This window comes from Kribbella sp. NPDC050124, assembly GCF_044460355.1.
Taxonomy (GTDB): Bacteria; Actinomycetota; Actinomycetes; order Propionibacteriales; family Kribbellaceae; genus Kribbella.
In genome coordinates, this window is record NZ_JBITJU010000019.1 from 157284 (window position 1) to 182621 (window position 25338).

The 25338-nt window shown below is 67.6% G+C and carries 26 protein-coding genes; 13 read left to right on the forward strand and 13 right to left on the reverse strand.

Going from position 1 to position 25338, the window contains the following annotated elements:
* Positions 1-51 precede the first annotated feature (51 nt).
* A complete protein-coding gene (locus ACIBL3_RS33720) occupies positions 52-660 on the forward strand; it encodes a TetR/AcrR family transcriptional regulator (RefSeq protein WP_396357859.1) in 609 nt (202 codons plus the stop codon).
* Positions 661-674: 14 nt separating this feature from the next.
* On the opposite strand, the gene ACIBL3_RS33725 is transcribed toward ACIBL3_RS33720, so the two are convergent.
* Positions 675-1565: a LysR family transcriptional regulator gene (locus tag ACIBL3_RS33725; protein WP_396357860.1), complete on the reverse strand. Its 891-nt coding sequence runs from the start codon at positions 1563-1565 to the stop codon at positions 675-677.
* Positions 1566-1637: 72 nt separating this feature from the next.
* On the opposite strand from ACIBL3_RS33725, the gene dapA reads away from it, so the two are divergent.
* Positions 1638-2528: a 4-hydroxy-tetrahydrodipicolinate synthase gene (dapA, locus tag ACIBL3_RS33730; RefSeq protein ID WP_396357861.1), complete on the forward strand. Its 891-nt coding sequence runs from the start codon at positions 1638-1640 to the stop codon at positions 2526-2528.
* 155 nt (positions 2529-2683) lie between these two features.
* Here dapA and ACIBL3_RS33735 read toward each other — a convergent pair whose 3' ends face one another.
* From ACIBL3_RS33735 to ACIBL3_RS33745, 3 genes are all read right to left on the reverse strand, one after another.
* Positions 2684-3637, reverse strand: a complete 954-nt coding sequence (locus ACIBL3_RS33735; RefSeq protein ID WP_396357862.1) for a calcium/sodium antiporter — start codon at positions 3635-3637, stop codon at positions 2684-2686.
* A 61-nt stretch (positions 3638-3698) separates the two neighbouring features.
* Positions 3699-4151 carry a peptidoglycan-binding protein gene (locus ACIBL3_RS33740; protein ID WP_396357863.1) on the reverse strand — a complete coding sequence of 151 codons (453 nt, stop codon included), beginning with the start codon at positions 4149-4151 and terminating at the stop codon, positions 3699-3701.
* A 91-nt stretch (positions 4152-4242) separates the two neighbouring features.
* Entirely contained in the window at positions 4243-5883 is a 1641-nt protein-coding gene (locus ACIBL3_RS33745; protein ID WP_396357864.1) for a LuxR C-terminal-related transcriptional regulator, read from the reverse strand.
* Positions 5884-6026: 143 nt separating this feature from the next.
* Between ACIBL3_RS33745 and ACIBL3_RS33750 the strand changes: the two genes are divergently transcribed.
* Positions 6027-6899: an alpha/beta fold hydrolase gene (locus ACIBL3_RS33750; RefSeq protein WP_396357865.1), complete on the forward strand. Its 873-nt coding sequence runs from the start codon at positions 6027-6029 to the stop codon at positions 6897-6899.
* On the opposite strand, the gene ACIBL3_RS33755 is transcribed toward ACIBL3_RS33750, so the two are convergent.
* Genes ACIBL3_RS33755 through ACIBL3_RS33765 form a run of 3 tightly spaced genes read right to left on the reverse strand, consistent with a single transcriptional unit; the run spans position 6871 to position 10764 of the window.
* The gene (locus tag ACIBL3_RS33755) at positions 6871-8202 is read right to left on the reverse strand and encodes an SWIM zinc finger family protein (RefSeq protein ID WP_396357866.1); all 1332 of its coding nucleotides are present in this window, start codon (positions 8200-8202) and stop codon (positions 6871-6873) included. The two genes, ACIBL3_RS33750 and ACIBL3_RS33755, sit on opposite strands and share 29 nt — an antisense overlap.
* The gene (locus tag ACIBL3_RS33760) at positions 8199-8579 is read right to left on the reverse strand and encodes a hypothetical protein (RefSeq protein WP_396357867.1); all 381 of its coding nucleotides are present in this window, start codon (positions 8577-8579) and stop codon (positions 8199-8201) included. Before ACIBL3_RS33760 ends, ACIBL3_RS33755 begins: the two co-directional genes overlap by 4 nt.
* Before the next feature lie 49 nt (positions 8580-8628).
* The gene (locus ACIBL3_RS33765) at positions 8629-10764 is read right to left on the reverse strand and encodes a hypothetical protein (protein ID WP_396357868.1); all 2136 of its coding nucleotides are present in this window, start codon (positions 10762-10764) and stop codon (positions 8629-8631) included.
* A 699-nt stretch (positions 10765-11463) separates the two neighbouring features.
* Between ACIBL3_RS33765 and ACIBL3_RS33770 the strand changes: the two genes are divergently transcribed.
* The 3 genes from ACIBL3_RS33770 to ACIBL3_RS33780 all read left to right on the forward strand — a co-directional run bounded on the left by ACIBL3_RS33770 (position 11464) and on the right by ACIBL3_RS33780 (position 12571).
* The gene (locus ACIBL3_RS33770; protein WP_396357869.1) at positions 11464-11772 is read left to right on the forward strand and encodes a hypothetical protein; all 309 of its coding nucleotides are present in this window, start codon (positions 11464-11466) and stop codon (positions 11770-11772) included.
* Positions 11773-11995: 223 nt separating this feature from the next.
* Positions 11996-12271 carry a YggT family protein gene (locus ACIBL3_RS33775; protein WP_396357870.1) on the forward strand — a complete coding sequence of 92 codons (276 nt, stop codon included), beginning with the start codon at positions 11996-11998 and terminating at the stop codon, positions 12269-12271.
* 24 nt (positions 12272-12295) lie between these two features.
* On the forward strand, positions 12296-12571 hold the full coding sequence (locus ACIBL3_RS33780) for a hypothetical protein (RefSeq protein ID WP_396357871.1): 276 nt from the start codon (positions 12296-12298) through the stop codon (positions 12569-12571).
* Positions 12572-12726: 155 nt separating this feature from the next.
* Here the strand turns inward: ACIBL3_RS33780 and ACIBL3_RS33785 are convergent, their stop codons facing one another.
* Positions 12727-13287, reverse strand: coding sequence for a GNAT family N-acetyltransferase (locus ACIBL3_RS33785; protein ID WP_396357872.1), 561 nt, complete (start codon positions 13285-13287; stop codon positions 12727-12729).
* 770 nt (positions 13288-14057) lie between these two features.
* Between ACIBL3_RS33785 and ACIBL3_RS33790 the strand changes: the two genes are divergently transcribed.
* The 3 genes from ACIBL3_RS33790 (at position 14058) to ACIBL3_RS33800 (ending at position 17057) form a co-directional block, all read left to right on the forward strand.
* Positions 14058-15032, forward strand: a complete 975-nt coding sequence (locus ACIBL3_RS33790) for an MOSC domain-containing protein (RefSeq protein WP_396357873.1) — start codon at positions 14058-14060, stop codon at positions 15030-15032.
* Between the two features lie 398 nt (positions 15033-15430).
* Complete coding sequence (locus ACIBL3_RS33795) at positions 15431-16648, forward strand: WD40 repeat domain-containing protein (RefSeq protein ID WP_396357874.1); 1218 nt, start codon at positions 15431-15433, stop codon at positions 16646-16648.
* Entirely contained in the window at positions 16614-17057 is a 444-nt protein-coding gene (locus tag ACIBL3_RS33800) for a hypothetical protein (RefSeq protein WP_396357875.1), read from the forward strand. The genes ACIBL3_RS33795 and ACIBL3_RS33800 overlap by 35 nt, the downstream gene beginning before the upstream one ends.
* A 100-nt stretch (positions 17058-17157) precedes the next feature.
* Here the strand turns inward: ACIBL3_RS33800 and ACIBL3_RS33805 are convergent, their stop codons facing one another.
* The 3 genes from ACIBL3_RS33805 to ACIBL3_RS33815 form a co-directional block, all read right to left on the reverse strand.
* On the reverse strand, positions 17158-18243 hold the full coding sequence (locus ACIBL3_RS33805; protein ID WP_396357876.1) for an integrase core domain-containing protein: 1086 nt from the start codon (positions 18241-18243) through the stop codon (positions 17158-17160).
* Positions 18244-18844: 601 nt separating this feature from the next.
* Positions 18845-20035, reverse strand: coding sequence for a PASTA domain-containing protein (locus ACIBL3_RS33810; RefSeq protein ID WP_396357877.1), 1191 nt, complete (start codon positions 20033-20035; stop codon positions 18845-18847).
* Positions 20032-20532, reverse strand: coding sequence for an RNA polymerase sigma factor (locus ACIBL3_RS33815; RefSeq protein WP_396357878.1), 501 nt, complete (start codon positions 20530-20532; stop codon positions 20032-20034). Before ACIBL3_RS33815 ends, ACIBL3_RS33810 begins: the two co-directional genes overlap by 4 nt.
* A 356-nt stretch (positions 20533-20888) precedes the next feature.
* Here ACIBL3_RS33815 and ACIBL3_RS33820 point away from each other — a divergent pair, with 356 nt between their 5' ends.
* Complete coding sequence (locus ACIBL3_RS33820) at positions 20889-21275, forward strand: hypothetical protein (protein ID WP_396357880.1); 387 nt, start codon at positions 20889-20891, stop codon at positions 21273-21275.
* A gap of 58 nt (positions 21276-21333) precedes the next feature.
* On the opposite strand, the gene ACIBL3_RS33825 is transcribed toward ACIBL3_RS33820, so the two are convergent.
* Together ACIBL3_RS33825 and ACIBL3_RS33830 are read right to left on the reverse strand one after the other, a co-directional pair.
* Positions 21334-21618: a hypothetical protein gene (locus tag ACIBL3_RS33825; protein ID WP_396357881.1), complete on the reverse strand. Its 285-nt coding sequence runs from the start codon at positions 21616-21618 to the stop codon at positions 21334-21336.
* Between the two features lie 77 nt (positions 21619-21695).
* Complete coding sequence (locus ACIBL3_RS33830) at positions 21696-22715, reverse strand: hypothetical protein (protein ID WP_396357883.1); 1020 nt, start codon at positions 22713-22715, stop codon at positions 21696-21698.
* A gap of 208 nt (positions 22716-22923) precedes the next feature.
* Between ACIBL3_RS33830 and ACIBL3_RS33835 the strand changes: the two genes are divergently transcribed.
* The 3 genes from ACIBL3_RS33835 to ACIBL3_RS33845 all read left to right on the forward strand — a co-directional run bounded on the left by ACIBL3_RS33835 (position 22924) and on the right by ACIBL3_RS33845 (position 25075).
* Positions 22924-23301, forward strand: a complete 378-nt coding sequence (locus ACIBL3_RS33835; RefSeq protein WP_396357884.1) for an ankyrin repeat domain-containing protein — start codon at positions 22924-22926, stop codon at positions 23299-23301.
* 274 nt (positions 23302-23575) lie between these two features.
* Positions 23576-23947 carry a hypothetical protein gene (locus ACIBL3_RS33840; protein ID WP_396357885.1) on the forward strand — a complete coding sequence of 124 codons (372 nt, stop codon included), beginning with the start codon at positions 23576-23578 and terminating at the stop codon, positions 23945-23947.
* A gap of 93 nt (positions 23948-24040) precedes the next feature.
* The gene (locus tag ACIBL3_RS33845) at positions 24041-25075 is read left to right on the forward strand and encodes an adenosine deaminase (protein WP_396357886.1); all 1035 of its coding nucleotides are present in this window, start codon (positions 24041-24043) and stop codon (positions 25073-25075) included.
* Positions 25076-25338 lie beyond the last annotated feature (263 nt).

The following is a 25338-nucleotide window of genomic DNA, read 5'->3' on the forward strand; positions in this document are numbered from 1 at the left end:
GACCGTGCTATCTATCTTCATAGATGGCACGGTCGTGCTATCTTGTCAAGGGTGAACCGCCTCCGGCGCTCCGACGGCGAGCAGACGTACGCCGCCATCCTCGAGACGGCCGTTCGCCTCGCCTCGATCGAGGGCCTGAGCAGCCTCACCATCGGCCGGCTCGCCGAGGAGGCCGGGGTGAGCAAGAGCGGCCTGTACGCGCACTTCGGGTCGAAGCAGCAGCTCGAGCTGGACATCATCCAGGCGGCCCGGGACATCTTCGAGCGCGAGGTGATCCAGCCGGCCCTGGCTGCCGAAGAAGGTCTGCCGCGGCTCGAGCAGATCTGCGCGTCCTACCTGTCCTACATCGAGCGACGCGTCTTCCCGGGCGGCTGCTTCTTCGCCGGGATGCTCGCGGAGTTCGACGCCCGCTCCGGTACGGCGGCCCACGACGCGGTCGCCTCGGACCAGCAGGGCTGGACGGAGCTGCTCGAATCCTTCGCCGCCGAAGCTCGGGATCTCGGGCAGCTCAAGCGCGCCACCGACGTACCCCAACTTGTCTTCGACCTGACCGCGGCCGTCGAGCTGGCGAACTACTACCACGTCCTGTTCGGCGACCCCAAGGTTCTCGATCGCGCCCGTACCTCGATCGACGCCGCCATCGCCACGAACCGGTCCTAGTGCCCCGCGTGGCACTAGGCGGACAGCTCGGCGAGCGCCGCCTGGATTGCCGGGCTGGTGTTGGCGCTGCGGCGCCAGGCGGCGTGGACTTCGCGCTTGGGTGGGCGGCGGAGGGGGAGGGCCACTAGGTCGGCGCCGAGCGGTGGGCGGGCGAGGCGGGGGATCAGGGCGATGACGTTGCCTGAGGCAATGAGTGCGAGTTGGGTGGCGAAGTCGTCGACGAGGTGCCGTACGTCGGGTTCTTCGGGGACGTCGGCGAACAGGCGCCGGAACCACTGGTGGCACACCGTCCCAGGCGGGCTGGTCACCCACGCCTGACCGGCAAGGTTGGCGCCGGTGAGTGGTGCGTCCAGACTGGCGAGCGGATGCGTCCGGTGCATGACCACGTCGCCGACGTCGGTGTGCAGCCGGCGCTGGGTCAGCGCGGGCGGCATGACGGCCGGGATTCCGTCAGCGTCGTGGATGAGAGCCAGGTCGGCGGTCCCGGCATCGACGCTGCGAAGGGCCTCGTCCGGGTCCTGCTCGGTGATGTGCACGAGGAGATCAGGGCAGCGCGCTGACAGTCGCCGGAGCGTGGGCGCGAGGAGACCACGGATCGCCGTCGAGAACGCGACCACTCGGAGCATGCCCCGCGGCGAGCCCTCCGCGACCGACTGAGCCGCCTCGGCACAGCGCTCCAACGCCTGGAATACGTCCGGCGCCGAGTCGACGATTGCCTGTCCGGCCGGAGTCAGCACGACCCCGCGACCGGCCGGCGCGAGCACCGGTACGCCGACCTGGCGCTCCAGCCGCTTGATCTGCTGCGACACCGCCGACGCCGTGAACCCGAGCTCGTCGGCCGCGCGCGCCAGGGTCCCGAGCGCTGCCACCGACCGCAACGCCTGCAAGGCTCCCACATCAATCATGAAGACAGGCTAAGCAATATCGCCAAAAAAGCATCGCTGGACCGTACCAATCGTGCCCGCCAGGATCGAACCATGACCGACCAACTCTTCGGCGCGAACCTCGTCGCCCTGGTGACCCCGATGGACCCCAACGGCGCGATCAGCCAGCCCGGCCTGACCAGCCTGGTCGACCACCTCCTGGCCACCGGCTGCGATGGCCTCGTCGTCGGCGGCACCACTGGCGAAGCCCCCACACTGACCGACACCGAGGCGGCTGAACTCGTCCGAGCCGTGGCGACCCAGACCGACAAGCGGGCCAAGGTCATCGCCGGCGTCGGCACCTACGACACGGCCGCCAGCATCGACCGCGCCCGTGCTGCCGAGGCTGCCGGTGCGGACGCACTCCTGCTCGTCTGCCCCTACTACTCCAGGCCCAGCCAAGCCGGTGTGGTCGCCCACTGCGTAGCCGTGGCCGACGCGACCGCGCTGCCCGTCATGCTGTACGACGTACCCGCGCGAACAGGCCTCGCGATGGAGGCGCCAACGCTGATCGAGTTGGCCGGGCACCCGCAGATCCGGGCGGTCAAGGACGCCAAGGGCGACCTGTTCGAGGCGATGAACGTGATGGCCCGTACGTCGCTGGCCTACTACTGCGGTATCGATGAGCTCAACCTGCCCTACCTCGCGTCCGGAGCGACCGGCGTGGTCAGCGTCGTCGGCAATATCGTTGCCAACCGCAACGCCGACCTGATCCGGGCGATCCGCACCGGCAACCTCGACGTGGCGCAGGCGATCCAGCGTGAGCTGCTCCCGTTGGCAGACGCCATCATGCGCACGTCCGGAGGCGCCGTCATGGCCAAGGCAGCCCTCGCCGAGCTGGGCATCATCCCTTCCGCGACAGTACGTCGCCCGCTCCTCGAGGCGCCCGAATCCCACCTGCAACGACTGACGGCTGCGCTCGCGACCATCGCCGTACCTGCCTGAGTCAGGACCGGCGTACGTCGAAGTAGATGCGGGTGAGCAGGTCGCCCATCAGCCCCCTGGACGTTGCCTTGTCCTCGTACTGGGCGACCACCGTCCGCACCGAGTTGTCTGCGCCGAGCCCTGCCCAGCACCAGACCGCGCGGTCCTGCCGGGGACTACTGGGAGATGAGTAGCCAGGTGAGGTAGACGACGTACGCCGCCACGAACGCGCCACCTTCGATGCGGGTGATCCGGCGGCCCGACACGAACACCGGCACACAGGCGATCGCCGCGCCGACCATCAGCAGGAGGTCGCCGCGGAGGATTTCGTCGGGCACCGGGACGACGCCGGGGGCGGCGAGGATCGTGATTCCGAGGATGATCGCGATGTTGTAGACGCTCGATCCCAGCAGGTTGCCCAGGGCGATGTCCCGGTTCCCGCGGATCGTCGAGAGGAGGGTGGTGACGAGTTCGGGGGCCGACGTACCGATCGCGATGATCGTCAGTCCGATGACCGCATCGCTCACCCCGAACGCCCGGGCGGCGTCGACGGCGCCGTCGACGAGCAACGTCGCGCCGACCACGATCACGGCGATCCCGACGAGGAGGCTCACCACGTGCACCCACGGGCGCGTCTTCTTTGTCTCGTAGTCGGCCTCGTACTCCTCCTGCACGGTCGGCGATTCCCGCTGGCTGGTGCGCAGTACTCCCACTGTGTAAGCGATTCCGAGCAGGAGGAGTACGAGGCCGTCGAGCGCGCCGAGAGTCCCGTCGAGTGCCACGAGCAGTAGCACCACCGACACCGCCGTCATACTCGGCAGATCGAACCGCACCGTCCGGGTGTCGAGCGCGATCGGCGCGATCAACGCACTCAACCCGAGGATCAACAGCAGGTTGACCAGGTTCGTCCCGACGATGTTTCCGACGGCCAGACCGGCACTGCCCTGCCGCGCGGCATCAATCCCGATCGCCAACTCCGGCATGCTGGTGCCCAGCGACACCACCGTCACCCCGACCACAATCGGCGCGATCCCCAACCGCAGCGCCAGCCCTGTCCCACCCCGAACCACCAACTCAGCCCCACCCAGCAACCCCACCAACCCACCCAAGATCAGCAGCGCGCTACCCACCACCCCACCGTCTCACGCCCCCAACCACCCGAAAAGGCCCCGCATCCGGACGTCGCGGGCCTCAGCCCGTGACGTCCGGATTGCCGAGGCTCGGGCGGTCAGCAGGTAGGGGTGTGTGCAGCCACCCCTGCAGGTTGTCGTGCTGCACGAGCCGGTCGCCGGCCTTGGTCCAACTGTTCCGACCGGCGGAGCCGTCCGCACTAAGGCCCTTGTCGCGCTGGAAGTTCCTCGTCGCGGCATCGGTCTGGTCGCCGAAGACCCCATCGATCCCGGACGAGGGCAGGTAGCCGTTGGCCCACAGAATGGTCTGCCAAAGACAGGTGACATTCGACGAGCGGTGCGTGGACACGTTGACGACGCCCTCGTCATCGAAGTCGTCCGACACCCCACCGCTCCCGTAGACGAACGACAGCCCGGAATACGACCCGCTTGCCGCAGCCGGCGTCGCAACCCCGAACACCAACGCCGCGCCCAACACGGGCACAGCAGCCTTACGAAGCAATCGATTTTTCACACCCCGGACCCTACGAATCCCCACCCGCACACCACTGCCCGTACCCCGCCCGTACCCCTCGAACTCACAAGACGGCACGCCTTGCCTTCGCTCAGAGGGTGCCCGCCTCGACGATGCGGTGGCTGATTCCGTAGGCGACGGCGGCAGTCCGCGAGTCGACGTCGAGCTTGGTGAAGATGTTCGACACGTGGCGATGGACCGTGCGCTCGCTGAGGTGCAGCTCGTTGGCGATCGCACGGTTCGCCTTGCCTCGGGCGATGAGGCAGAGGACCTCGATCTCGCGTGGAGTGAGCCCGTGTGTGCCGGAGGCGACCTCCGCGGTCGCGAGGCTCCGGTCCAGCTGGGCCAGATCCGGAACGGCGCCGAGCCGTTCGAAGGTCTCCCGGGCCGCTGAGAACTCGAGCCGTGCGCCATCGTGGTCAGTTAGCGCGCGGCAGGCCTGCCCAATCAGGACGTTCAGCTTGGCTCTCTCGTGCGGGGCATCCTGCTCCTGCCAGATTCCGGCAGCCAGCCGGAGGAGTGGCAGCGCGCTTGCGGGATCACCCTCGGAGAGCGCCAGCGCGCCTCTGACGGCGGACGTCTCGGCCTCGATGACGGCCGTCGTCAGTCCCCTCGTGAGCTCCTCGAACTCGGTCACGGCATCCCGGGCCGCCTCGATGTTTCCTTGCTCGAGGTGGATGGTGACCGCGGCCTTCAACAGGTCTAGGCGGTCGGGTCTCGCAGTCACCTCGGTCAGCGCTCGACGTACCCCGGCCGACGCGGCGTCGACGTCACCTTCGGCGAGTCTGAGGAGGGCGAGTCCCGGCTGGGTCGGGCAGCCATGTTCTGCCGCGCGGCGGTAGGCAGCTTCGGCGGCATCCCACTCGCCACGTAGCCGCCGTACCTCACCGAGCTGGTAGTACGCGTGGCCGCAGACCCAACCGGTGTAGCCGTCGAGATCGTCACAGACCTCGGCGATCTCGTCGAGGGCCTCAGGCCAGGCGCCATTGAGACACATCAACCGGGATCGGTAGATGCGGCAGTTCCCGAGGTACGCGCCGCCCAGACTGGTCAGCGAATCGAGCCACCTGGCCATCGACCGGTTCCAGGCGCGGGCGCGAGCGAAGTCGCGTGCCAGACAGCACCCGCGGACGGCGGCGCAGTAGACCCATGGGGTGACGCGTGGCGACAGCCCCTTGTCGAGGAGGATCGCCATCGCCTCCTCCAGGCGATCGAGCCCGTCCTGGAGCCGCCCCTCGTCGATCAATGACTGACCCCACATGCTCAAGGCCCAGGGGACCACCTCGCCCCGACCTTCGTCGACGATGGCGCCCAGCAGCTCTTCAGCGCGAGAGCGGTGGCCCGTCGTCGCTTGGAACATCGCCTCGGGGATCCTGAGCCACAGGCTGGTGGCCATAGCGGGCCCCAAGGTGCGGGCCGCCTGCTTCAGCCAGCCGTTCGCCTGGACGACCTGGTTGGTGTTCAGGAGCACCCACCACAGCCAGAACGCGACCTGCGCTGCGGCATCGAGTTCGCCGGCACTGACTCGGAGGTCGAAGACCCGGTGCAGGAGGGCGACCGCCTCGTCGCCGCGGGCAGAGACCTGGGCCGCCTCGGCGAACGCTTCCAGATCCTCGACCGCGAGCGGCTCTTCGGCGTCTGCTGCGGCGTACTCGACGCACGCATCCTCCCACCGGGAGGCCCGGTGAAGCTCCCGTGCGCGGGCCAGGTGTGCCGTGGCGACGGCTTCCATGGCTTCAGCATGGCCCGGCGGATCGGAGTTGGGTAGTTGTACCCACGCCCTCGGATCCAGGGTGGCAGCCATTGCCGATCCCCCCGGCGGCACGGTCGGCCAGTCTCGAATCAGAAGCCGTCCGACGAAACCAGGGGGTTCTGATGAAGACGACAACCGTGAACGGCATCGAGTTGGCCTACCAGGTCCAGGGCGAGGGGGAACCGGTGCTGTTCATCCACGGCGCCATCTGGGCCGACTTCCTTCGCCCGTTGGCCGAACAGCCGGCCTTCAGCGAATTCCAGCGGATCCGCTACCACCGACGCGGGTACGGCGAGAGCGGCGGACCGGCCGGTGGATTCGACCTTCAGGCGGCCGACATCGTTGCCCTGCTGGACCACCTCGAGCTGGACCGGGCACACCTCGTCGGCCACTCCGAGGGCGCGATGATCGCGCTCGTACTCGCAGCCTCCTACCCCGACCGGGTGCGATCCCTGGCCCTTCTCGAGCCGCTGCCGTCGAGCGACTGGCTGGCCACGAGCGACTTCGCGGACTTGCTGGGCATCCTGGGACCCGCGTTCGAGGCGATGGTGGGTCACTACCAGGCGGGGGACGTCGCAGGCGCCTTCGATGCACTCTTCGACCCAACCGGCCTGGACTGGCGCACGGCGTCGAAAGCCGTGGGCCCCGGCGTCGCCGACCAGGGCATCAAGGACGCGGCAACCTTCATCGAGGTAGAAGCCTCCGCCTTGGTCGACTGGACCTTCGGGCCCGAGCAGGCCGCAACCATCAACAGCCCGGTGCTCTCCTGGTGCGCCGCCTCGGAAAACCCGATCAACCCCGCAACCCGAGCCTTCCTCTACAACCTCTTCCCACACCGCGAGGAGGCCATCCTCGCCGACGGAAACCACTTCTCAGTCACCACGCACCCGGCAGCCGTAGCCGCCCCAATCGCCGACTTCATCTCCCGGCACAACGCGCCCCGCCATATCCGTACCGAAAGGTCTGCTAGTGCTGTGCCTGGACGTACAGGGTGACTGCCAGGACGTGTTTGCAGGGGCCGCGTTGGCCGTGGTACTTGGCCCACCACAGACAGGTGCAGGTGTAGGGATCGCCTTTGACCCAATGGCGGTGGTTGCCGGAGGTGATCGACCAGCCGTCGACGGATGGTGCGACCGCTCGGTCCTGCAGTAGTTGGCGGGCGTCCTTCAGTCGAGGGTTGTCACGCTCGATCCGTTCGCTGTTCCACGGCAACTCCCGGTGGAACCAGGTGCTCTCGTGGAGGTCGTAGCCCACCTTGCCGGACACGGCCAGGTAGCCGATGCCCGCGTCGACGTCCGCGAGGGGAAGGTCAGTCGTCGTGGCCAGCCGATCGCGATCGATGACCGGCTGCCAGGCGAGATGTTCGAGTAGTCGGGCGGCAGCGGACTCGGCCGAAGACGCCGTCAAGGTGGTCAGCAGGCCGCCTTCACCCGAGAAGCCTCGGTACGGCTCTGGGGAAAGCAGCAGCGTCAACCGCGCGCCCGGCAGTTCGAACACCCACGCGCTGGCGTGATCGTCGGAACCGAACACGCGCAGGCGGTGCGTGAAGCGCGCGACCCGCGCCGCCGCTGCCAGCCGCGCGGCTCCGGCAAGATGCACGGACCCAGGCGATGGCCGGGTCGACTGTCGCAGTCCGCCTGGCGCCGGGAGCAGGTGGTACGACGGACCCGGCGCAGACTTGGGCAGCGCGGCGAGCCATCGAGCCGCCGCCGGTCCGGCGAGCTCTGCCCGCTGCGTCATCCGCGCGGCGAGCACGGGCGTCTCGGCGAAGCCCCTGATCCAGCGGTCCGGGAGATCGACCTTCCGTTCGTGGTGGGTCTCGTCGAGCGTGGCCACCGAGAGGCCTTCGGTTCCGACGTCGAGGTGGACGAGCTCGGCGCCGCCGACTCCGGCGAGTGCGGTGCGCAGCGGCTGGTTGATGTCCACGTTGGTGGTCCCGTGCGCGACCTCGCCCGAGTCGATGCCGTCGGCAAGCAGATCGAGTCGGGCGTGGACTCCGTTGCAGAGTGAGAACGACTCGAACCGCAGCCGGTCGCCCGAGGCGGTGACCACGGGATCGAGGTTGCTGAGGCGGTGGACGAGACCCGCGTCGAAGTACCGGCTGTTGGCCACGTCGGCGACCGCCAGGATGCCGGCCGCGGTCACGTCCGGCCGCGCCAGCATTCCGCTGAAGAATCGCGGCTGCTCGACGAGTCCGCCGGGAGTCGCACCGAGCGCTGTCTCGAGCTCCAGCAGTGCGCTGCGATCGGTACGCCGTACGAGTGTCGAATCAGTGCGATAACCGGCCTCGATCGTCACGCTCTGCCTTCTTCCTGTGCGGCTGCTGCCACGAAGGCGGCCGCCCCCACCCGTGCCTTGCTACTACCCTTCGACCCCGCCAGCTCCAGGACGGATTCGGGGATCTGTGGATCGGGGACCGCGCTGACGTAGCGACGCAGTACGCCGTACAGCTCGGCCAGCCCAGCGGGTTTCCGCTCGAGCACCGAAGCCTTGCCGAGCACGGTCATCGCGGTCGGCCAGAGTGGTTGCAGCCCACCCGCGAGAATCAGCTGCTCCCACGAGTGGCCAAGGCGACCGAGACGCAGCACGCCGTCAGTGAGGAGATGCAGACAGCACTCGGTGTACGCCGTGCTGTCCCACCGACCGCGGCCCATCAGCGCCAGCGCTGCTTCCACGGCGAGGAGCCGTTGATCCTCGTCGGCGTGGCACAGCGTGGCCGCGATGTCATGCTGGACGGCGGAGGCCGGGGCCGGGCGCGTATGCCATCATCGGCAACCAGCGTGGTGGGCGCCGCGCGGCTTGGTCGTACTGCGTCTGTGTCTTGGCGGCCAACAGGTCCGGCCAGGCCGGCACGATCCCGAATGCGGTTTCGGCTCTGATCGACCACTCGTAGTACTCGCGGTGGGTACCGCTCGTGTGACCGGCGAGGAGCCCAGCCGGGATGCCTGGGATGAGGCTGATGTCGATCGGAAGGCGGACCGGTTCGACGGTCACAGTTGCTCCGTCATGGCGAGTGACGAGCTCCGGGAGTCCGCCGCCTTCGATCCACTGTCGCAGCAGGTCGACCGCATCTCCGGGGTGTTTCGCCGTACGCGACCCGGATCCCGGAGACCACAGGTCGAGTGACAATCCGTCGAGTTGGGGCGTGCGGTCGGGTGGAGTGGGTTCGAGGCGGAGTAGTGCGAGGAAGAGATCCGTCGGGCCTGCCGACGTGCGGCCGTAGCCTCTGAGACGGTCCACGAGGGTGTCGAAGGCGAGTAGGCCGTTCCACTGTGTCGGGGTGCTCAGCAGGTACGGGATCGTGCCGAGTCTCAGGGTTGTCTCGCTCGCGAAGATCTCGTGGACCGCGCCGGTCAGGGGCAGGCGGGTGATATCCCAGTCCGTCGGCGCCTGTACGCCGTTCACGATCTTGTCGCACAAGGTCTTGTGGGTCTTCGCGGTCACGTCGGCCGCCGTGACTACCGCCCACAGAGCCGACGGCGGGCGGACTCCGTCGCCGAGGCTCTGGTTTGCGGACCAGGCCCAGTAGCGCGCCTCTTGAGGCGATCTGGCAGACCACCGGACGATCGCGTCCCAGAAGACCGCGCCGTCCGCGGCCGTGGTCGATCTGAGGATCCGGGAGAGAGCAGCGGCCAGCCCAGGCTCATCCGGCTCGATCTTGGCGGCCGGCCCGGTGTCGTCGACCGGCGGGGGAGCGGCCCACAGATCAGACAGCGGAGCCTCAGCGGCGGTTTCCCGGGCGACTCCGAGTGCCGTAAGCGCTTTGGTGGCTCGGTCCGCGAGCGCCTGGTCGGGTACGTCGGCCGCGACCTTGAGCGCGATCGTCACCGCGTCGGATCCCCACCGGTCGACCGCGTGCGGCCCGGTCAACGCCTTGAGCAGCACGGTCTTCTGGGCCTTCTCCGGACGCGCGAAGATCGTGGCTGCGAGGTCGGGGAGGTCGTCGGCGTGGGCGGTCTCGACCGCTGCGGGCAACAGAACGGCGGTCACCGATCCGTGGCTGGTCGCCAGCAACCCCTGAACCAACGGCATGCGCTCGGCGAGGTCCGGACCATTCAGGTCGAGTGCCGCCAGCAGCTTCGCGATGCCCTTCTGGGTGCTGGGAGTGTCCTGGCGAGTCAACGCGACAAAGGCGTCGGCCAGAATGCGGGACCGGTCGAGGCGGCCCTCAGCTACCAGCTCGGCGACGGCCGGCCCCAGCTCCCACGACGGTACGGCGTGACCCTCCAGAATCCCGATCACGCCGGGCCCGGCCAGCGCGGCTGACAGGGCTTCGGGCAGGACGGGGTCAGCGCGCAACTCCTCGACGAGTGACCCGGTGGGCAGCGGTTCCGGCGTACCGTGACGCTGTTCCCGCCACAGCGCCCACCTCATCTCCGACGCTGCCATCGCGTGCAGTTCGGCCCAGGACTTGGCAAAGACCGGGCCGGTCGGCAGCTCGGCCAGACCGGCCGCGATCAGCGGCCGCGCGATCCGCGCGATCCACGCGATCAGGAACCCGTCGCCCTTCGCCACCGTGGACGCGGTCTCGAGGAATGCCACACACCAGTCCCGGCCGCGACGGGACGCGAGCTCCACCAGTAACTCGTCAGCGGGACCGGCACGCCAGTCCGACGCGAGCTTCGACAGCCACCTCGCCGCCTGCTCCGGCTTCGCCAGCGCGACCGCGAGGACGCGGAGACAGGCGGCGAGATCGAACTTGGGATAGTGGACTTCCCTGGTCCAGTGAGCCCGACGCGACCGGTACCACGCTCGAGTTTCCTTGCCGGTTGGGCTGGTGGCCGGGGCGTGCAGATACGGCACCAGTTCACCCCAGGCCCCAGTGGCCAGCAGCCGTTCCAGTTCGTCGTACACGGACACGACGCTCACCCTAGCCCGGCACTTTCACGGCCGTCGGGTGCCGAGGCAGTTGCCGCGGCCACCGTGCGGGTAACCGACGAGTGCCTCGACCGCCGCGAAAGCCGGTGACGGCGCCGTGGACGGCACGCGGTGCGCGCTGATCGTCGCCAGCGATAACTACACCGATCCCGGGCTGCGGCGGCTGCGCGCCCCAGCCCGCGACGCTCAGGCGCTCGCCGGGTGCTGCGCGATCCGGGGATCGGCGGCTTTGAGGTGCGCACGCTGCTCAATGAGCCCGCGCACGAAGTCAACCTGGCGGTGGAGGAGTTTTCGCCGACCGTCGGCCCGACGATCTTCTGCTGGTGCACTTCTCCTGCCATGGGGTCAAGGGCGAGGATGGCGAGCTGTACTTCGCGACCACCAACACAGTGCTGCGCGCGCTGCGCGACCGCGGTGGCGGCCGAGTTCGTCAACCGGCGGATGAGCCGCAGCCGGGCCCGGCGGTGGTCACCGCGTCCAGCGCGATGGAGTACGCCTTCGAGGGCGGCGAGCTGGCCGACTCCCAAGAACCCGCGCCGTCGGTGTTCACCAGCGCGCTGGTCGAGGGATTGCAGACCGGCGAGGCCGACCGCGACCAGGACGGCATGGTCGCGTTGGACGAGTTGTACGGCTACGTCTATGACAAGGTGCGCTCGACCACCTCCAACCAAACGCCCGGCATTGTGGACGTACGACGTCCAGGGCGAGCTCTACATCGCCCACCGCGCCCGCCCGGTCACCACGCCCGCCCCGCTGCCACCCGATCTGCAACAGGCGATCGACAGCCCCTTCACCGCAGTCCGCGTCGCGGCGGTCCAGGAATTCGTGCGCCTGCTGAACGGCACGCGTGCCGGGTTGGCGCTGGCCGCCCGGCAAACCCTCGAACGCCTCACCGGCGACGACACAGAGCCGCCGGCGGCCACGCTGAGTCATGCTGCGCAGATCGCCAAACGCGCCCACACCGGTACGGCCGATGTGATCCGTCAGTAGATCCGCGGTCGCTGATCTCGACTTCCCTGATGAGCGTCCTGATGGTTGCCCAACCGTCACAGAGCGGTGCCGAGTCGGCAAGCTCTGAAGGTTCGCGAGTGCCGCCTTGGTGCTGGACTGATCTGACATTCCGCTGAGAAGACGGCGACGGGGACATTTCTGGGTGGCTGGCAACGTTGATACCTGTAAGACGGCCAGTGTGGCCATCACGGAGGAGTTGATCATGAGCCTCATCGGAGCCCTGGTCGGGTACGCCCTGACGGCGTTCATCTTGCTGTTGATCGCACGGATGGTGCTGGACTGGTCGCGTGTTATGGCAAACGGGCCTCAGTGGGCGAGCCGGGCCCGCGAGTTGACTCATGCCTGGACCGAGCCGGTGATCGCGCCGGTGCGGCGGGTGTTGCGGCCGGTGCGTGCCGGCGGGCTGTCGATTGACCTGGCGTTCACAGGGGTGTTCATCGCCGTGCTGATCCTGCGCTCGATCGCCTTCAGCCTGTAGCGGCGCGGGATTCGTGTCGCCCAGGTGTACGAGAGCACCGATCGCGCGATCAAGACCCGCGCGAAGCGCGGCAGCGACCGCGCCACGCACGGCAATCCCGAGGACGGGGGCATACCGAGCCAGTACGACGACCGCCAGCCAGCCGGCGTCCGGCACAACCGGACCGGCGATCAGCGCAAGCACGACGGAGGCGTTTCCCCGACAGCGACGACCACCCAGGACCGTTGCCGCCGCCAGAGCAGCCCGCCGACAACGGCAGCCGCGATAGACGTTGGAGCCAGGCCCGGCAAGGACACGTAGGCTTCCGGACTGACAGACATATGGACCGACGGGAGAACGGCGGCACCGAGCGCCACAGTCCGATCCCGGACGTTGCGCCCACGCTCTGCGGCACCTACAGAATGCAGCCTGCTCTGAAGGTGGCCGCCAGGCGTTGCACGCAGCGCGGCAAGAAGTCAGCGGCGCGCCGTCCACTCCTCGTCGAGGATCGCGTAGATGAGCTGATCGGCCCATTCGCCCTTGAAGAACTCGTCATGCACGAGGTGCGCCTCGCGTCGCATGCCGAGCTTCTCCAACACGCGGGCCGAACCGAGGTTCCGGGCATCGAGTCGGCCGATGATCCGGTGCAGCGCGAGATCGGCGAAGCCGAGCCGGAGCACCACCGCAGCTGCTTCGGTGGCGAATCCCTTGCCGTGATGGTCGGGGTGGAACACGAACCCGATCTCGCCTTGCCGATGCTCCCGGCTCAACCACTGCAGGTGAACCTCGCCGATCACCCGGTTGAGCTCGGGCCGGACCACGGCGAGCGAGAGGCGCTGCCCGACCTCGTCGAGCATCGACTCGCCGAGCTTCTGATCGAGAATTTCCCGTACCTGCGCAGCGTTACCCGGCTCCGAGTAAAGGTAGCGGGTCACGTCCGGTCGCGAGTTGATCGCGTACAGGTCCTCGAAGTCGGCGGCCGCAAAGGGCCGCAGTTTCAGCCGCGCAGTCACCAAGGGATAGGCCGGTCGCACCACCGATCGATCGTACGACCTCACCAGCACACCGAAGACGCACCGCCACGCCGAGTCGAGGCAGCGCCTCGAACAGGCCTCGAACGTCGGTCGCGTCGGCCTGACGGGAGGCCTGCCCGGCCAGGACGGGACGACGTCACCAGCCACCGGGACCCTTAGCCAGTACCTCTGACCGCCTTAACCTCGCCGGCTGATGCGATTCGTGCCACAAGTCATGTCACGCGGACGCGTCTCCGACTCGAGGCTCGCTCACCGATGCGGTTCTCTCAAACGGGCTCTGCGCCGGCCGGACTGCCCGACGAGGCTCAGTAGATCAACGGCGCGCCGGCATGCACACAGGCCAACAACCAGACTCGGCCAGCCGCTAGACCTGCTGATTTAGCAGGCGCGGCGCCGAAGGACTCAAAAGCTCTGTCAGTTCGAACCCTGAGCCTGCGGAACAAAAGGGACGCAACCCCGGCCAACGCACGGATCTGCCGAATTGCGTTCGGCTCGCGGGTCGCGACGGTGGTGCTGATGTTGCGCCATAGGGCAACGAGAGCATCACTGTCGCTGGGGCCCCCGGGTCGCTCGCATCCGCGCATGCCGCCGGGCGCGCTCGGTCGTTCCGGGTTGAGCGGGTAGGTTCGAGCTGGCGCAATACATATCCAACGATCGGCGAGTCGTTGCGGCGTGAACCAATTGCCCGGCGCGGTCCAGCACGGGATGGGCGTAGTTCGACAACCCAGACGCCCGGAGTTAACGTCTCGTCGCAGGCGCGGTATGCGGGGGCGATGACCGACTGGAGGCGCCAAATGACTGTCACGGTAACCGAGATCTGGCGCTACCCGGTGAAGTCGATGGGCGGTGAACGCCTCGACAACGTCGCCGTGGATGAGCGCGGCTTGGTCGCCGACCGGATGTGGGCGGTTCGAGATCCGGAGCTGGGCTCGATAACGACCGCACGACGCCGGCCTGCGCTGCTGAGGTGCGGCGCCCGCTACGCGGCCGATCCGTTGGGGTCCGCCCCGGAAGTCGTCATCGTGCTGCCCGACGGCGAGGAGATCTCGAGCGCCGATCCGGCGGTGCATGCCCGGCTTTCGGAGCTGGTCGGCAGCGAGGTCCGGCTCGAGCCGATACCTCCTCCTTCCGATAAGGATGCATACCGGGCGCCGCGAGAGACCAAGGCCGACATCCGCGCGCACTTCGGGCTCGCCGAGGACGAGCCGCTGCCTGACCTCAGGGTGTTTCCGCTGCGCAAGATCGCCGACATGATTCGCTACGTCACGCCGGTGGGTTCGCTTGTCGACTCCTATCCGGTGCACGTGATCACTCGCGCCAGCCTGGCGGCGATGGCCGCGCTCACGCCGGGATCCGACTTCGATGTTCGCCGGTTCCGGCCCAACCTCGTCGTCGACACCGAACCAGGCGAGGAGTTGCCCGAGAACAGCTGGTGCAACGCCGACCTCGACCTGCCGAACGCAGGTCTGCACGGCGAGATCCCCACGCTGCGTTGCGTCATGCCTACCCGCGAACAGCGCGGGCTCCCGACAGACATCCAAGTGATGCGCACGGTGGCTAAGCATGCGAACCGCTGCCTCGGAATCTATGCGACGGTGAGCAGCCCGGGCACCATCGGCGTTGGTGACGAGATCGTGGTACGCCGGTCTGCCTCACCGTCCCGCCCTACGGCCATGACCCAAGTCGGCGCGCGCGGCCTGAAGCGCGGCGTCGTCCGCGCGGTCAGCGCGATGATGCCGAAGGAGTAGGCGGACCGTAACTCAGCGGTGGGGCTTGGGGGCGGCGCAGACACATCCGCACATGCCGCATTGTGCCCGCGTACCGGGTGGCGGGCGGGACCAACTGACCGTGACGGTCCTCCGGTACCCCTGTCCACGGGCACGTAGCTGGCACGAATCGGGGCCTGTCGTGTCAGGCGCAGACTGCTCAGGGTGTCAGGCCCACAGCTCGGGGGCGTCCCGCGTGCGGGGCGACAGCGCTGGAGTTGTACTCAGCCTGCCACGGATCAGTCGCAGGTCGCTCAGGCCCCAGTGCCCCCGTCTGGGTGGGCCGGACGACGATCCTCGACTGCTCGGTCTGGTCCCTGGTGCCGGCGCCGCGCCAGGCGGAGAATGTCGCCAGGCGGAGCCGCACCGAGGGAGGGCAGGTGGACAGCCCCGAACCTGGTCAGCCGTTGCCGGTGTGGGGGACGGCGACGTCGGCGCCCTCACCGGGCCTGCTGCCGATCGTCGTGTCTGGTGGCGACGATGCGCTGGTTCGGATCTGGGATCTGGAGTCAAGGCAGCTCGTGCATGAGCCGCTGAGGGCCCACGATGGAAAGATCAACACGGTCGCTGTGGGCAACCTGGGAGCTCGTCGGATTGTGATCTCCGGCGGCAGCGATCGCACGCTGCGAGTGTGGGACCTGGTCTCCGGGCAAGCCGTGGGCGCGCCGCTTGAGGGCCATCGCCGGAAGGTCCTCGCGGTGGCATTCGGGACTATCGGCGATCGGCCTGTCGTGGTGTCAGGAGGCAACGACAACACCGTTCGAGTGTGGGATCTTCACTCCGGTCTGCCTGTGTATCAGCCGTTCTCGGGTCACGACGGCAATGTCACGGCGGTGGCGATGGGGAAGTTGCGTGGCCGCACGGTCGCGGTGTCTGCCGGCGATGATGGCACGCTCCGCGTGTGGGATCTGGACGCGGGTGAACAATTGGGCCAGCCACTCATTCACGACGATATAGTCCACGCGGTGGCGGTGGGGCAGCTGGGCGGGCGGCCGATCGCGGTCTCCGGCGGCTTCGACAACCTGGTGCGGGCGTGGGACCTGGAGGCCGGCAAGCAGCTGGGCACGCTGCGGAGGGGACTCGACTGGGTCAACGACGACTGGATCAACGCGGTGGCGGTGGGGCAGCTGGGCCAGCGACCGATCGCGGTCTCCGGCGGCTCCGACCAGATGGTGCGGGTGTGGGATCTGGACGCGGGCGGCCCTTATGGTGAACCGCTCGCGGGACACGACGGCTGGGTCAGCGCCGTGGCGCTCGGAGTAATCCGGGACCGCTTTGGTTGCGGTCTCCGGCGGACTCGACAAGTCGCTACGCGTTTGGGACCTCGACGCCGGTGCGCCGTTGGGTTGGCCGCTGTGGCAGGAATCGAGCGTGAACGCTGTGGCCATCGCGGAGATCCCACGCACCCCACGGCTGTCCTCCAATGCCACTATTGGTGGTTCCGACCAGCCGACTGCGCGGCCGATCGCCACCGACGTTGCCCGGGAAGGCGAGACGCGACCGGAACCTGGTGTGGCTGGCGGGTCGCAGATGCAGTCGTCGGGCCGCAGGCCGTCGGTAAGGGTGAGCATCCAGCCGAGGATCGTCACCGCCGGTGAGCAGATCACGTGCCGCGTCGATATCGACCGCCTCGATGCCAAGGTCCGAGGCGGCCACGTCGAGTTGGGTTATGACAAGGTCATCTACCTGGACAAGGACGATCCGGACCCGGACGACGCCCTCGACTCAAGCCTGGAGATAACCAAGTGGGTCTGCGTAGAAAGGGTCGAGTTATTCTCCGGTGGTCTTGAGTCCGGCCCGCACTTCGTCCAGCTCGCGGTTCCCGCAGAGGCCCCAGCGTCGGCCAAGGGGGAGCGAGTGCGCGGCGACGTTGTTGAGTGGCTGGTCGTGGCGGTCATCGACCGGCGCCGGGGTAGGGATGCGCGGGCCGAGGCACATCTGATTGTGCGAGCTCCGCCCGGCCGTGAAGCCCCTCGGACCACCGGATCGCCACCCCGGCCGGGATAACCGGTATGGCGGGCGACCGTCATGGTGGGTTCGAATCCCACACCCTCCGCCCTGTGATGTCTCAAGACATACCGGACAGGTGAACCCACGATTCGTGGGTTCACCTGTTTCTTTTCGGGGCGGGTCCGGGTGGTCGGCCGGTGGGTTGGTAGTCGCGGGTGGGGTCGAGGATCAGGTCGCGGAGGAGGTCGCCGGTGGCGGCGTCGACGACCCGGACGTGGAGGTCGTGGACCAGGATGAGGACGTGGGTTCGCCCGATCCCGATGTGGTGCAGCCGGCCGTTGACGCGCAGGGTGACGACGCCGGTGTGGTCGACGCGGTCGGTGCGGACCCGGTGGTGTACCTCACCGGCCCGGTCGGTGCTGGGGGTGGCTTTGGGGCGGGCGCGGTAGGCGGTGGCCGGGGTGGCGCGGTGCGGCAGGGACCGGTGCGGGCGGTGCTGGTTGTACTCCTCGACGAACCGATCCAGGAGCGCTTGGAGTTCGGCGAGCGTGGTGGGCTGGGCCAGCTGGGCCCGTAGCCACTTCTTGAGGGTCTGCTGGAACCGCTCCACTTTGCCGCAGGTGGTGGGGTGGTTCGGGCGGGAGTTCTTCTGGACGATGTTCAGCCGCCGTAGCTCGGTCTCGAGACCGTTGCGGCCGCCTCTCCCGCCCGAGAGCCTGGTGGTGTAGACCATGCCGTTGTCGGTCAAGGTGGAGGCCGGGATCCCGTACTGCGTAACGGTTTCGCGGAAGCTGGCCAGCACGATCGGCCCGGTGATCCGGGCATGCGCGGTGACCGACAGCGCGTAGCGGGAGTGGTCATCCAGCCAGGTGATGGTCTCCACGTCCACGCCCGGTGAGCCGTCGGGACGGGTGAGGCGGTAGTGGGTGAAGTCGGACTGCCAGCACTCGTTCGGCAGCTCGGCGGCGAACCGCAGGTACGACGACCTGGGCCGCTTCCCCGGGTCCGGCGTCACGGCCCCGGCCCGGGTCAGGATCCGGTGGATCGTCGCCCGCGACAACTGCACCCGGTGATGATGTTCCAGATGCCAGCCGACCGTGTCCGCGCCCGCGTCCAGGCCGGCCTCGGCCAGCTGCTTACGCAGCCGCAACACCAATTCCACCGCCGCCGGCGAGGTCGCCCGCGGGGACGTCTTCGGCCGCCGCGACCGCGGCTCGAACGCCGCCTCCCCTCGGCCCGCCACCGCGCCAGCAACTCATACACCCACGACCGCGCCACGCCGTACTCGGCGACCACCTCAGCCACAGGCCGCTTCTCCACCACCACAGCCATGATCACCAACCGGGCCTTCGACATGCCCGAACATCAACAACCCCGTCCGCCATCTCCTGCGACATCAGTCCGGCATGTCGTGAGACACCCGTCCGGGATGTGTTGAACCACAACACCACACCCTCCGCCCCGCAAGGCCCGTCGCGGACTGTTGCGTGGATAGACGAACGCTCCCAGGGTTCCGCCGCCTATGCCGCCTATGCACGCTGTGATCCGCCAACAGATTCGCGACACATGTCCGCCAACTGATTCGCGACTGGCTAGAAGCCTGGCCACCACCAGGGCGCCGACCAACGCACGGATCTGCCGAAATCAGGAAGTTGCTCACCGGACTCGATCCCGTCCGCGTGCGGCCCTGAACAGTGCGCGCTTCCTGGTGCAATAGCTCGATCTCATTCGAGCTGTGTTGCTACTCCTGGCTGCGACTCGGGCGAGTAGCCGTTTGGGGCGCGAGCGGACCCTGCTGGACCTCCACTGGCGCGCCACCAGACCTGTCGCCGACGGAGCGACTGTTATCGGGAGGCGTGGATGGTGCCGACCATCCAGAGGTGGCCGCCGCTGACGCAGTCCCGCCCTGTCCAGGTGTCCTCGAAGTGGTCGGCGCCACCACCGTCGATGGTGAGGAGTACGCCGGACCGCGCGACAACATTGTTGGCGCCGTCAAGGATCTCGAAGGACTTGGCATCGCCCTTGACGGTGTACCCGCGGGGCCACACGAGTGTCACCGTGGGTTTCCCCGCGCCCGCCCGAACGCATCCGTTCGCGTCGACGGCCAACCTGGCCTGGAGGGCGGCCTCCATTCCAGTAGGACCGTCTAAATCAGACGTCACGATCCGAGGGGGAACCTCGGCTGTCCCCGGCCCGCTTCCAGCCGGCACGGTGACTGTCACCGGTGCTCCAGGCGCCAGTATCGTGCCTGGCGATGGCGAGACGGCTAGGACGGTACCGGGTATGGAGCCGGGGGACTTCCTGGTCTGGATGTTGGGTTTGAGGCCGAGTGCGGTGAGCCTGTCCGCGTATTGCTCGCCGAAACGGGCGGCTGGATTCGATTCGCTGAACAGGGGCTCTGGGACACCGACCTTGTCTGCGATGATCGTGATCCGGGCGAGGATGCTGTGAATTTCGTCGGCGTTCGTGGAGGACTCCGCCTGGAACGATACGTCGAGAGACGGAATGAACACTGTGCCTGAACAGACCGTGACCCGGTTGAGCGAGTCGACCGGGCAGGTTGTCCGCTGACGTTGGGCTCGCACGCCGTCGAGTTGGAAGGTCTCGTCGGCGTGGAAGTCGATTGGCTTGCCGCTACGCACCATGACGCTCTCGACACCTTTCGGGTAAGGCGTCTGGCAGAGGCCCTGGGGGCCCGCGTCGATGATGACCGTGTCCTTCTGCGGCGTTCCGCAGTGGAGCTGGTTCGTGGCCCATTGCGTGGGTACGGCGATGGCGGCGTGACCGATGCCCACCAACCGCGTGGCAGGAGGTGTCGTGGCGGCCGGCGGATGCCCGTCTCCCGGGCGGACGGCCCAGGTTGTGGCCGCGATAACCGCGGCAACGGTCAGCGCGATACCCGTGACCGCGTAGCGCCTCGTGCGGATGCGGCGGCGCTGGATGCGGGCGACGACTGCGTCCTCGGCGAGGTCGACGGCGTCGCTGCCCTCGGCGGCGGTGGCGCGGAGCAGTTCGCGGAGGTCGTTGGCGGTCATCGGGTGCTCTCCTCGCTCATGCCGAGCTGCGTGGCGAGTTTCGCCCTCGCGTCGGCCAGGTGACGTTTCACGGTGCCCTCGGCACACCCGAGTTCGTCTGCGATCTCGGTGACAGTCAGGTCCTCGTAGTACCGCAGCACAACGCAGGCCCGCTGCCGCGGAGACAGGGTCGCCAGGGCTCGCCGTACCTCGTCGGCGACCGCGACCCGGTCGTCGTCGTGGTGTGGTGGATCCACCAGCAGGTGCCGGGTCGCGTTCCACCGCTTGAGTCGTCGGCGGCTGTCGACGTACTGGTTCAGCATCGCGCGCCGGACGTAGGCCTCGAGTTGGTCGATGTCCGCGCCGACCCGGCGCCGACCGAAAACGCGCGTGAGCGCTTCCTGGACCAGGTCGCCGGCTGCCGTCGGGTCGCCGGTCAACAGGTACGCATAGCAGCGCAGTGCGCCGCCACGCGTCGCCAGCAACACCCGGAACGCCCGCTCCCAGTCAGCCGCCACCACACCACCATCCATTCCCTGTCACCCACCCAGACGAACAACCCGGCCGTCACGTTGGGGGCAGGCGAGGAAATTCTGCGCAGGCCTTGGTGGGATGCCCGTGCGGGCCGCTGATGTGCGACAGGGACCGTGCAGATGCCGAGCTATACCCCGTGCGCCGGATCCCATTCAGCACGCTCTGCAGCCCTCGGCGCACCGGGCTGACTGCTAAAGCCGGCTCCATCACTGCCACCGTCTGCCGCGAGACACTGGACCAACGCGCGGACATGCCGCGTTCCGCGCACTGTCATGCCGATGTGCGGGCGTCCACCCGAGCTGCCTATCAACCGCGAAAGGCCGCGTGGCATGCTGCGGGAATGCAGCTCGACTGCCGACGATGCCACCGACCTGTCAAGGTCTCCGCAGCACAGTTCGAGGTCTTCGAGCGAATGCACTTCGTGTGCTTTCACTACGAGTTCGAGCATGGTGAGTTTGACGTGGACGAGGAGTGCGCAGCCGGTGGATGTCCTTCCGCCTCGCTGGCGAAGGGCCGGGATCGGGTCATCGCAACGGCCCGTGACTTCGCTGAAGAGGCGGCCTTGGGTGCGCCTTGGACAAATGCTGAGCTCCACGAGTACCTCGAAGCCTTCGCGTCCTGGCTTGCCGATTCGGGCGGCTACTACCTGAATCGACGAACCGTGCCGCCTGGCAACGGCTGGGAAGTCGTAAACGATGCTCTCAAGGCCGCGACAGTCTACGAGTGATCGCACATCCCGACCGCGCAACTGCGGTATCCGGTCTGTGGCACAGGCCGTAGACGAACTACTCGAAGTCCGTGATCTGGTTGCGGTTCACCTCGACGGTGGCACGCCCATCGGTCGTTTCTACACCGTGCAGAAGTCGGACGGTCACGCCGTACGGGACGTCCTTAATGACCTCGCAGGCGAGGTGTACGACCGCACCTGGAGCCTGTGCTTGAATCCCGAGCACCGGCTGCTTTTCGTGCACTTCCACGCTCCCGCCGTCAGCCAACTCCAGTGCGACACGAGCCCAACCGGGGAACGGATCGCTCTCCAGCGACACGACTCGGGCGATGACTGCGGGCATGGAACCACCTTCTCAGACGCACGGATTTGCCGCGTTCCGCGCACTGTCATGCCGAGTTGCGGACTTTGCTAGCCGCACTACCTGCGCGGCGCCTCGTAGATCAGCTTGAACCGGTTGAAGTCGTCGGGCCACGGCGCGTCCTCGGGCAGCACCGGCGCCAACGCCTCGAACACCTGGCGGACCGCGTCACCCTCGTACTCCGACAACCGCGGCGTCGCCTGCAACACGGCCCCACCCGACGGCAACTCGACCGCGCTCGCAAACGCGCCACCCTTGCGGACCGCCTCGATCCCACCCAACCGCTGCAGAACACCGGCCGACGTGACCGTCACCCACGAATAGCCCCGGATCTGGGAGTCCGACAGCGGCAGCGTGTCGTCCGGGAAGGTCGCTCTTACATCCTCGAGCGGCGTGCGGGTCCCGGCCGAGATCGCGTCATCGGCAAGGAATCCGAACACCGCCGGCGACCGCTCGGCCTGCGCCAGCAGGAACTCCCGCCACGCCTCCGGCACCTCGTCCGGAATCGGCGCGGTCTCACCCAACGTCCCCACAACGTAGGTAGCGTCCAGCCGCAGCCACTGCCGCGCTTCGGGTGGACGTGGCCGGTAGGCCGAGATCGTCAGACTCGGAACTCCGGCATGACCAAACCCGTTCAAGGTCGAGAACTTCGCCGACATCTCAACCGACACATCCGCGGCCTGCGACAAGAACCGTTCCCAGTTCTTCGGCGACCACGCACGCAGCGACTTCGACAACCGCCGCTCACCCTGCCCGATCACCAGCAACGAACACCACCGCGAACCAACCGGCCCAAACGGCCCACCCGCCGGGTCACGCAACCCCTTCGACGGCAGCCCCCCTGCCGGTAGCTCGGCCATGAACTCGCCCGCAAGCCGCTCCACCGCGTCCGTGAACCAGTCCACCACCCGCGGCCCCACCTCCGCCGCACCATCCGGCAGCAGATAGTCCAATTCCACCCGAAACCCACGCGCCGACCTCAGCCGGGTCGCCTCATCCGCCGCCGACATCCCGCCAGTCATCCGTTCGCCATCCCCGCCGGTGTTCCCTTCCAGATCGCCGAATGCCACGATCACCATCCACCTCATGGCTGCCCCGAGCATCACGCGCCCGGCGCGGCAGATCGTGGTGATCGCCGATCATAAATCGGATCCTCTCAGGCCAGCCTCGCGAACGTCCGCACATGCCGCTGTCGGGATGGAGGCATCCGACCAGGCCGCGAGTACTGCGGCTAGCCTCGTCCACGTGTGCTACGCAGATACTTCTGCCCCAACCAGAGGAATGACGATGACACCTGCGCACCTTGCCGTCGAGAACGAGGACCTGCCGAGGCTGCGGGAGCTGCTCGATGGCGGTGTCGACGTCGAAGAGATCGATGTTGGTCTGACCCTACTCCAGCACGCGGTCGACGTCGAAATCGATGCACACACTCAGACGGGCGACCCGCTTCACGTCGACGTCACGGCGTACCTCCTCGCCCGAGGCGCAGATCCACTTGCGTCGCCTGTAGGCGGCGGGGTGGGCTCTGCTCTCCACATGGCTCTGCTCCGCGGTCACTGGCTTGCAGTCTCGCTGATCGAGGCCTTCGCTGCGCAGGGCGTAGATCCAACGCCCTCATCTAGCCGCGATCCGAGCGTTGACGCTCATGACGGCATGTCGGGGTGATCTCCCCACATGTCGAGCACCTGCTGACGGACGACCAAGTCACTGAAACCGACGGCACGCCACGGGACGTTGAACTCCGGACATGCAGCCCACACGTCGTCCCACGATCGAGCGCGCAGGACCAGACCGTCCGGCATTCGCAAAAGTCGGAACGAACCGTCCGACGATCGCGGACCAATCACGAATCGGTTGTCCGTCACCGGGTCATCGTGACATGCCGCGGATGGTGCTGACGCCGATCACATGCGGAATCCCTGCTCGATAGCCTCGGTGCGTGTCCCGATACGTGATCGTCCTCGGAAGCAACGCCGACCTGTTCGGCGACGTGCGACGGACCCTCTTGGCCGACAGTCGATTCATCGACGCCGGCGACACCATCCACTGTGACGGCGCAGCCGCACCACTGACGAACATCTATGCCGTCGACATGAACCCCGCCGAATGGGAGGGCTGGGACTCGACAGGTGGGATGCCCGACCCGCGGACCATGTCGACCTTGATACTTGAGTCTCGCTCGCCCGCTTGGGTTGCAGAGGTGGGCGAGATCCTGGCCCGGGGCCTTGATGCGCCCATCTGGTTGGTCGATTCTGCCGACACCGTCTGGCCCGCGGACCGGATCGACGCAGAACGAGTCGCGCTCGGCTGAACGACCGCATCTGCCGCTGATGGTGAAGCGCGGAACTGCCGAGATGCGTGCGGTTCAAGGAGTGCGTCTATCCGCCGCGGATGCGGAGGTGATATGCACACCTACATGCTGCCGGCCGCAGAGCTCCACCTGCACCTCGAAGGCACCCTCGAACCCGAGACGATCTTTGCGATCGCGGAACGGAACAAGATCGCGCTGCCGTACTCAAACATCGACCAGCTGCGGGCACGCTATGCCTTCGCCGATCTGCAGTCGTTCTTGGACCTGTGCTATACCAACGTCGACGTCCTGCGGACCGCCGAAGACTTCGCCGACATGACGACGGCCTATCTGGTGCGCGCGGCTGCGGCGGGGTTGCGGCACGCTGAGGTGTTCCTCAACCCCCAGGCGCACACTGCCCGGGGGGTCCCCCTGCGCGAGGTCATGGCGGGAGTCGCCAGCGCCCTGTCCGAGTCGCTACGGACTCATGGGCTGAGCACCGGGCTGATCGTGGCGTTCCTGCGGGATGAGAGCGAAGAGTCGGCGATGGCAACCCTAGACGCAGCCCTGGCCCTGGACGCGGCGTTCATTGGCGTGGGTCTCGACTCCGCTGAGGTAGGGCACCCTCCGTCGAAATTCGCCAAGGTGTTCCAACGCGCTCGCGCCGAGGGTCTGCACCGCGTTGCCCACGCTGGTGAAGAAGGTCCACCCAGCTACATCTGGGAGGCGCTCGACGTGTTGGGCGTCGAGCGGATCGACCACGGCGTGCGCTGCCTCGAAGACGAACAGCTCGTCCGGCGACTCGTTGAGGATCAGGTGCCGCTGACCGTGTGCCCTCTGTCGAACGTGAGCCTCAGAGTAGTCGAGGACATCGCCTCACACCCGTTGTCAACCATGCTGCAGCGAGGGATCAAGGTGACCGTCAATTCTGACGACCCGGCGTACTTCGGTGGCTACGTCGACGACAATCTCGACGCCCTCACCCAAGCCGGCCATCTCACACGTGCAGACCTCGTGACGCTGGCTCGCAACTCAATTGAGGCATCCTTCGCCGATCCCGGACGCAAGCAGCAACTGCTGAATGAGCTCGGCGTCGCGCTCAGCGAACCGGATGGCAAGCACCGCGGGACTCCCGACCGACCGAGCTAGCCACAGCGCGTCCTGGGGTGGCGGCCAGCAGACTTCGAGACTCTGCTGAGCGTCACCACACCGTCCGACCGTGAACCGGGCACCGGGGCCATCGGCGCAAACGAGGCTGTGCTGTGCGTCATGGATGAACTTGATGCGCCCGACGAAATGAGACGTGGGGCAGCGGCAGGAACTGAGGACGGCTCGGGTGCGTGGAGTAACTACTGAGCAATCTGGGCGCATCCTGACGCGTTGACCATCGAGTTGCGCGTCACCCAGGAGTG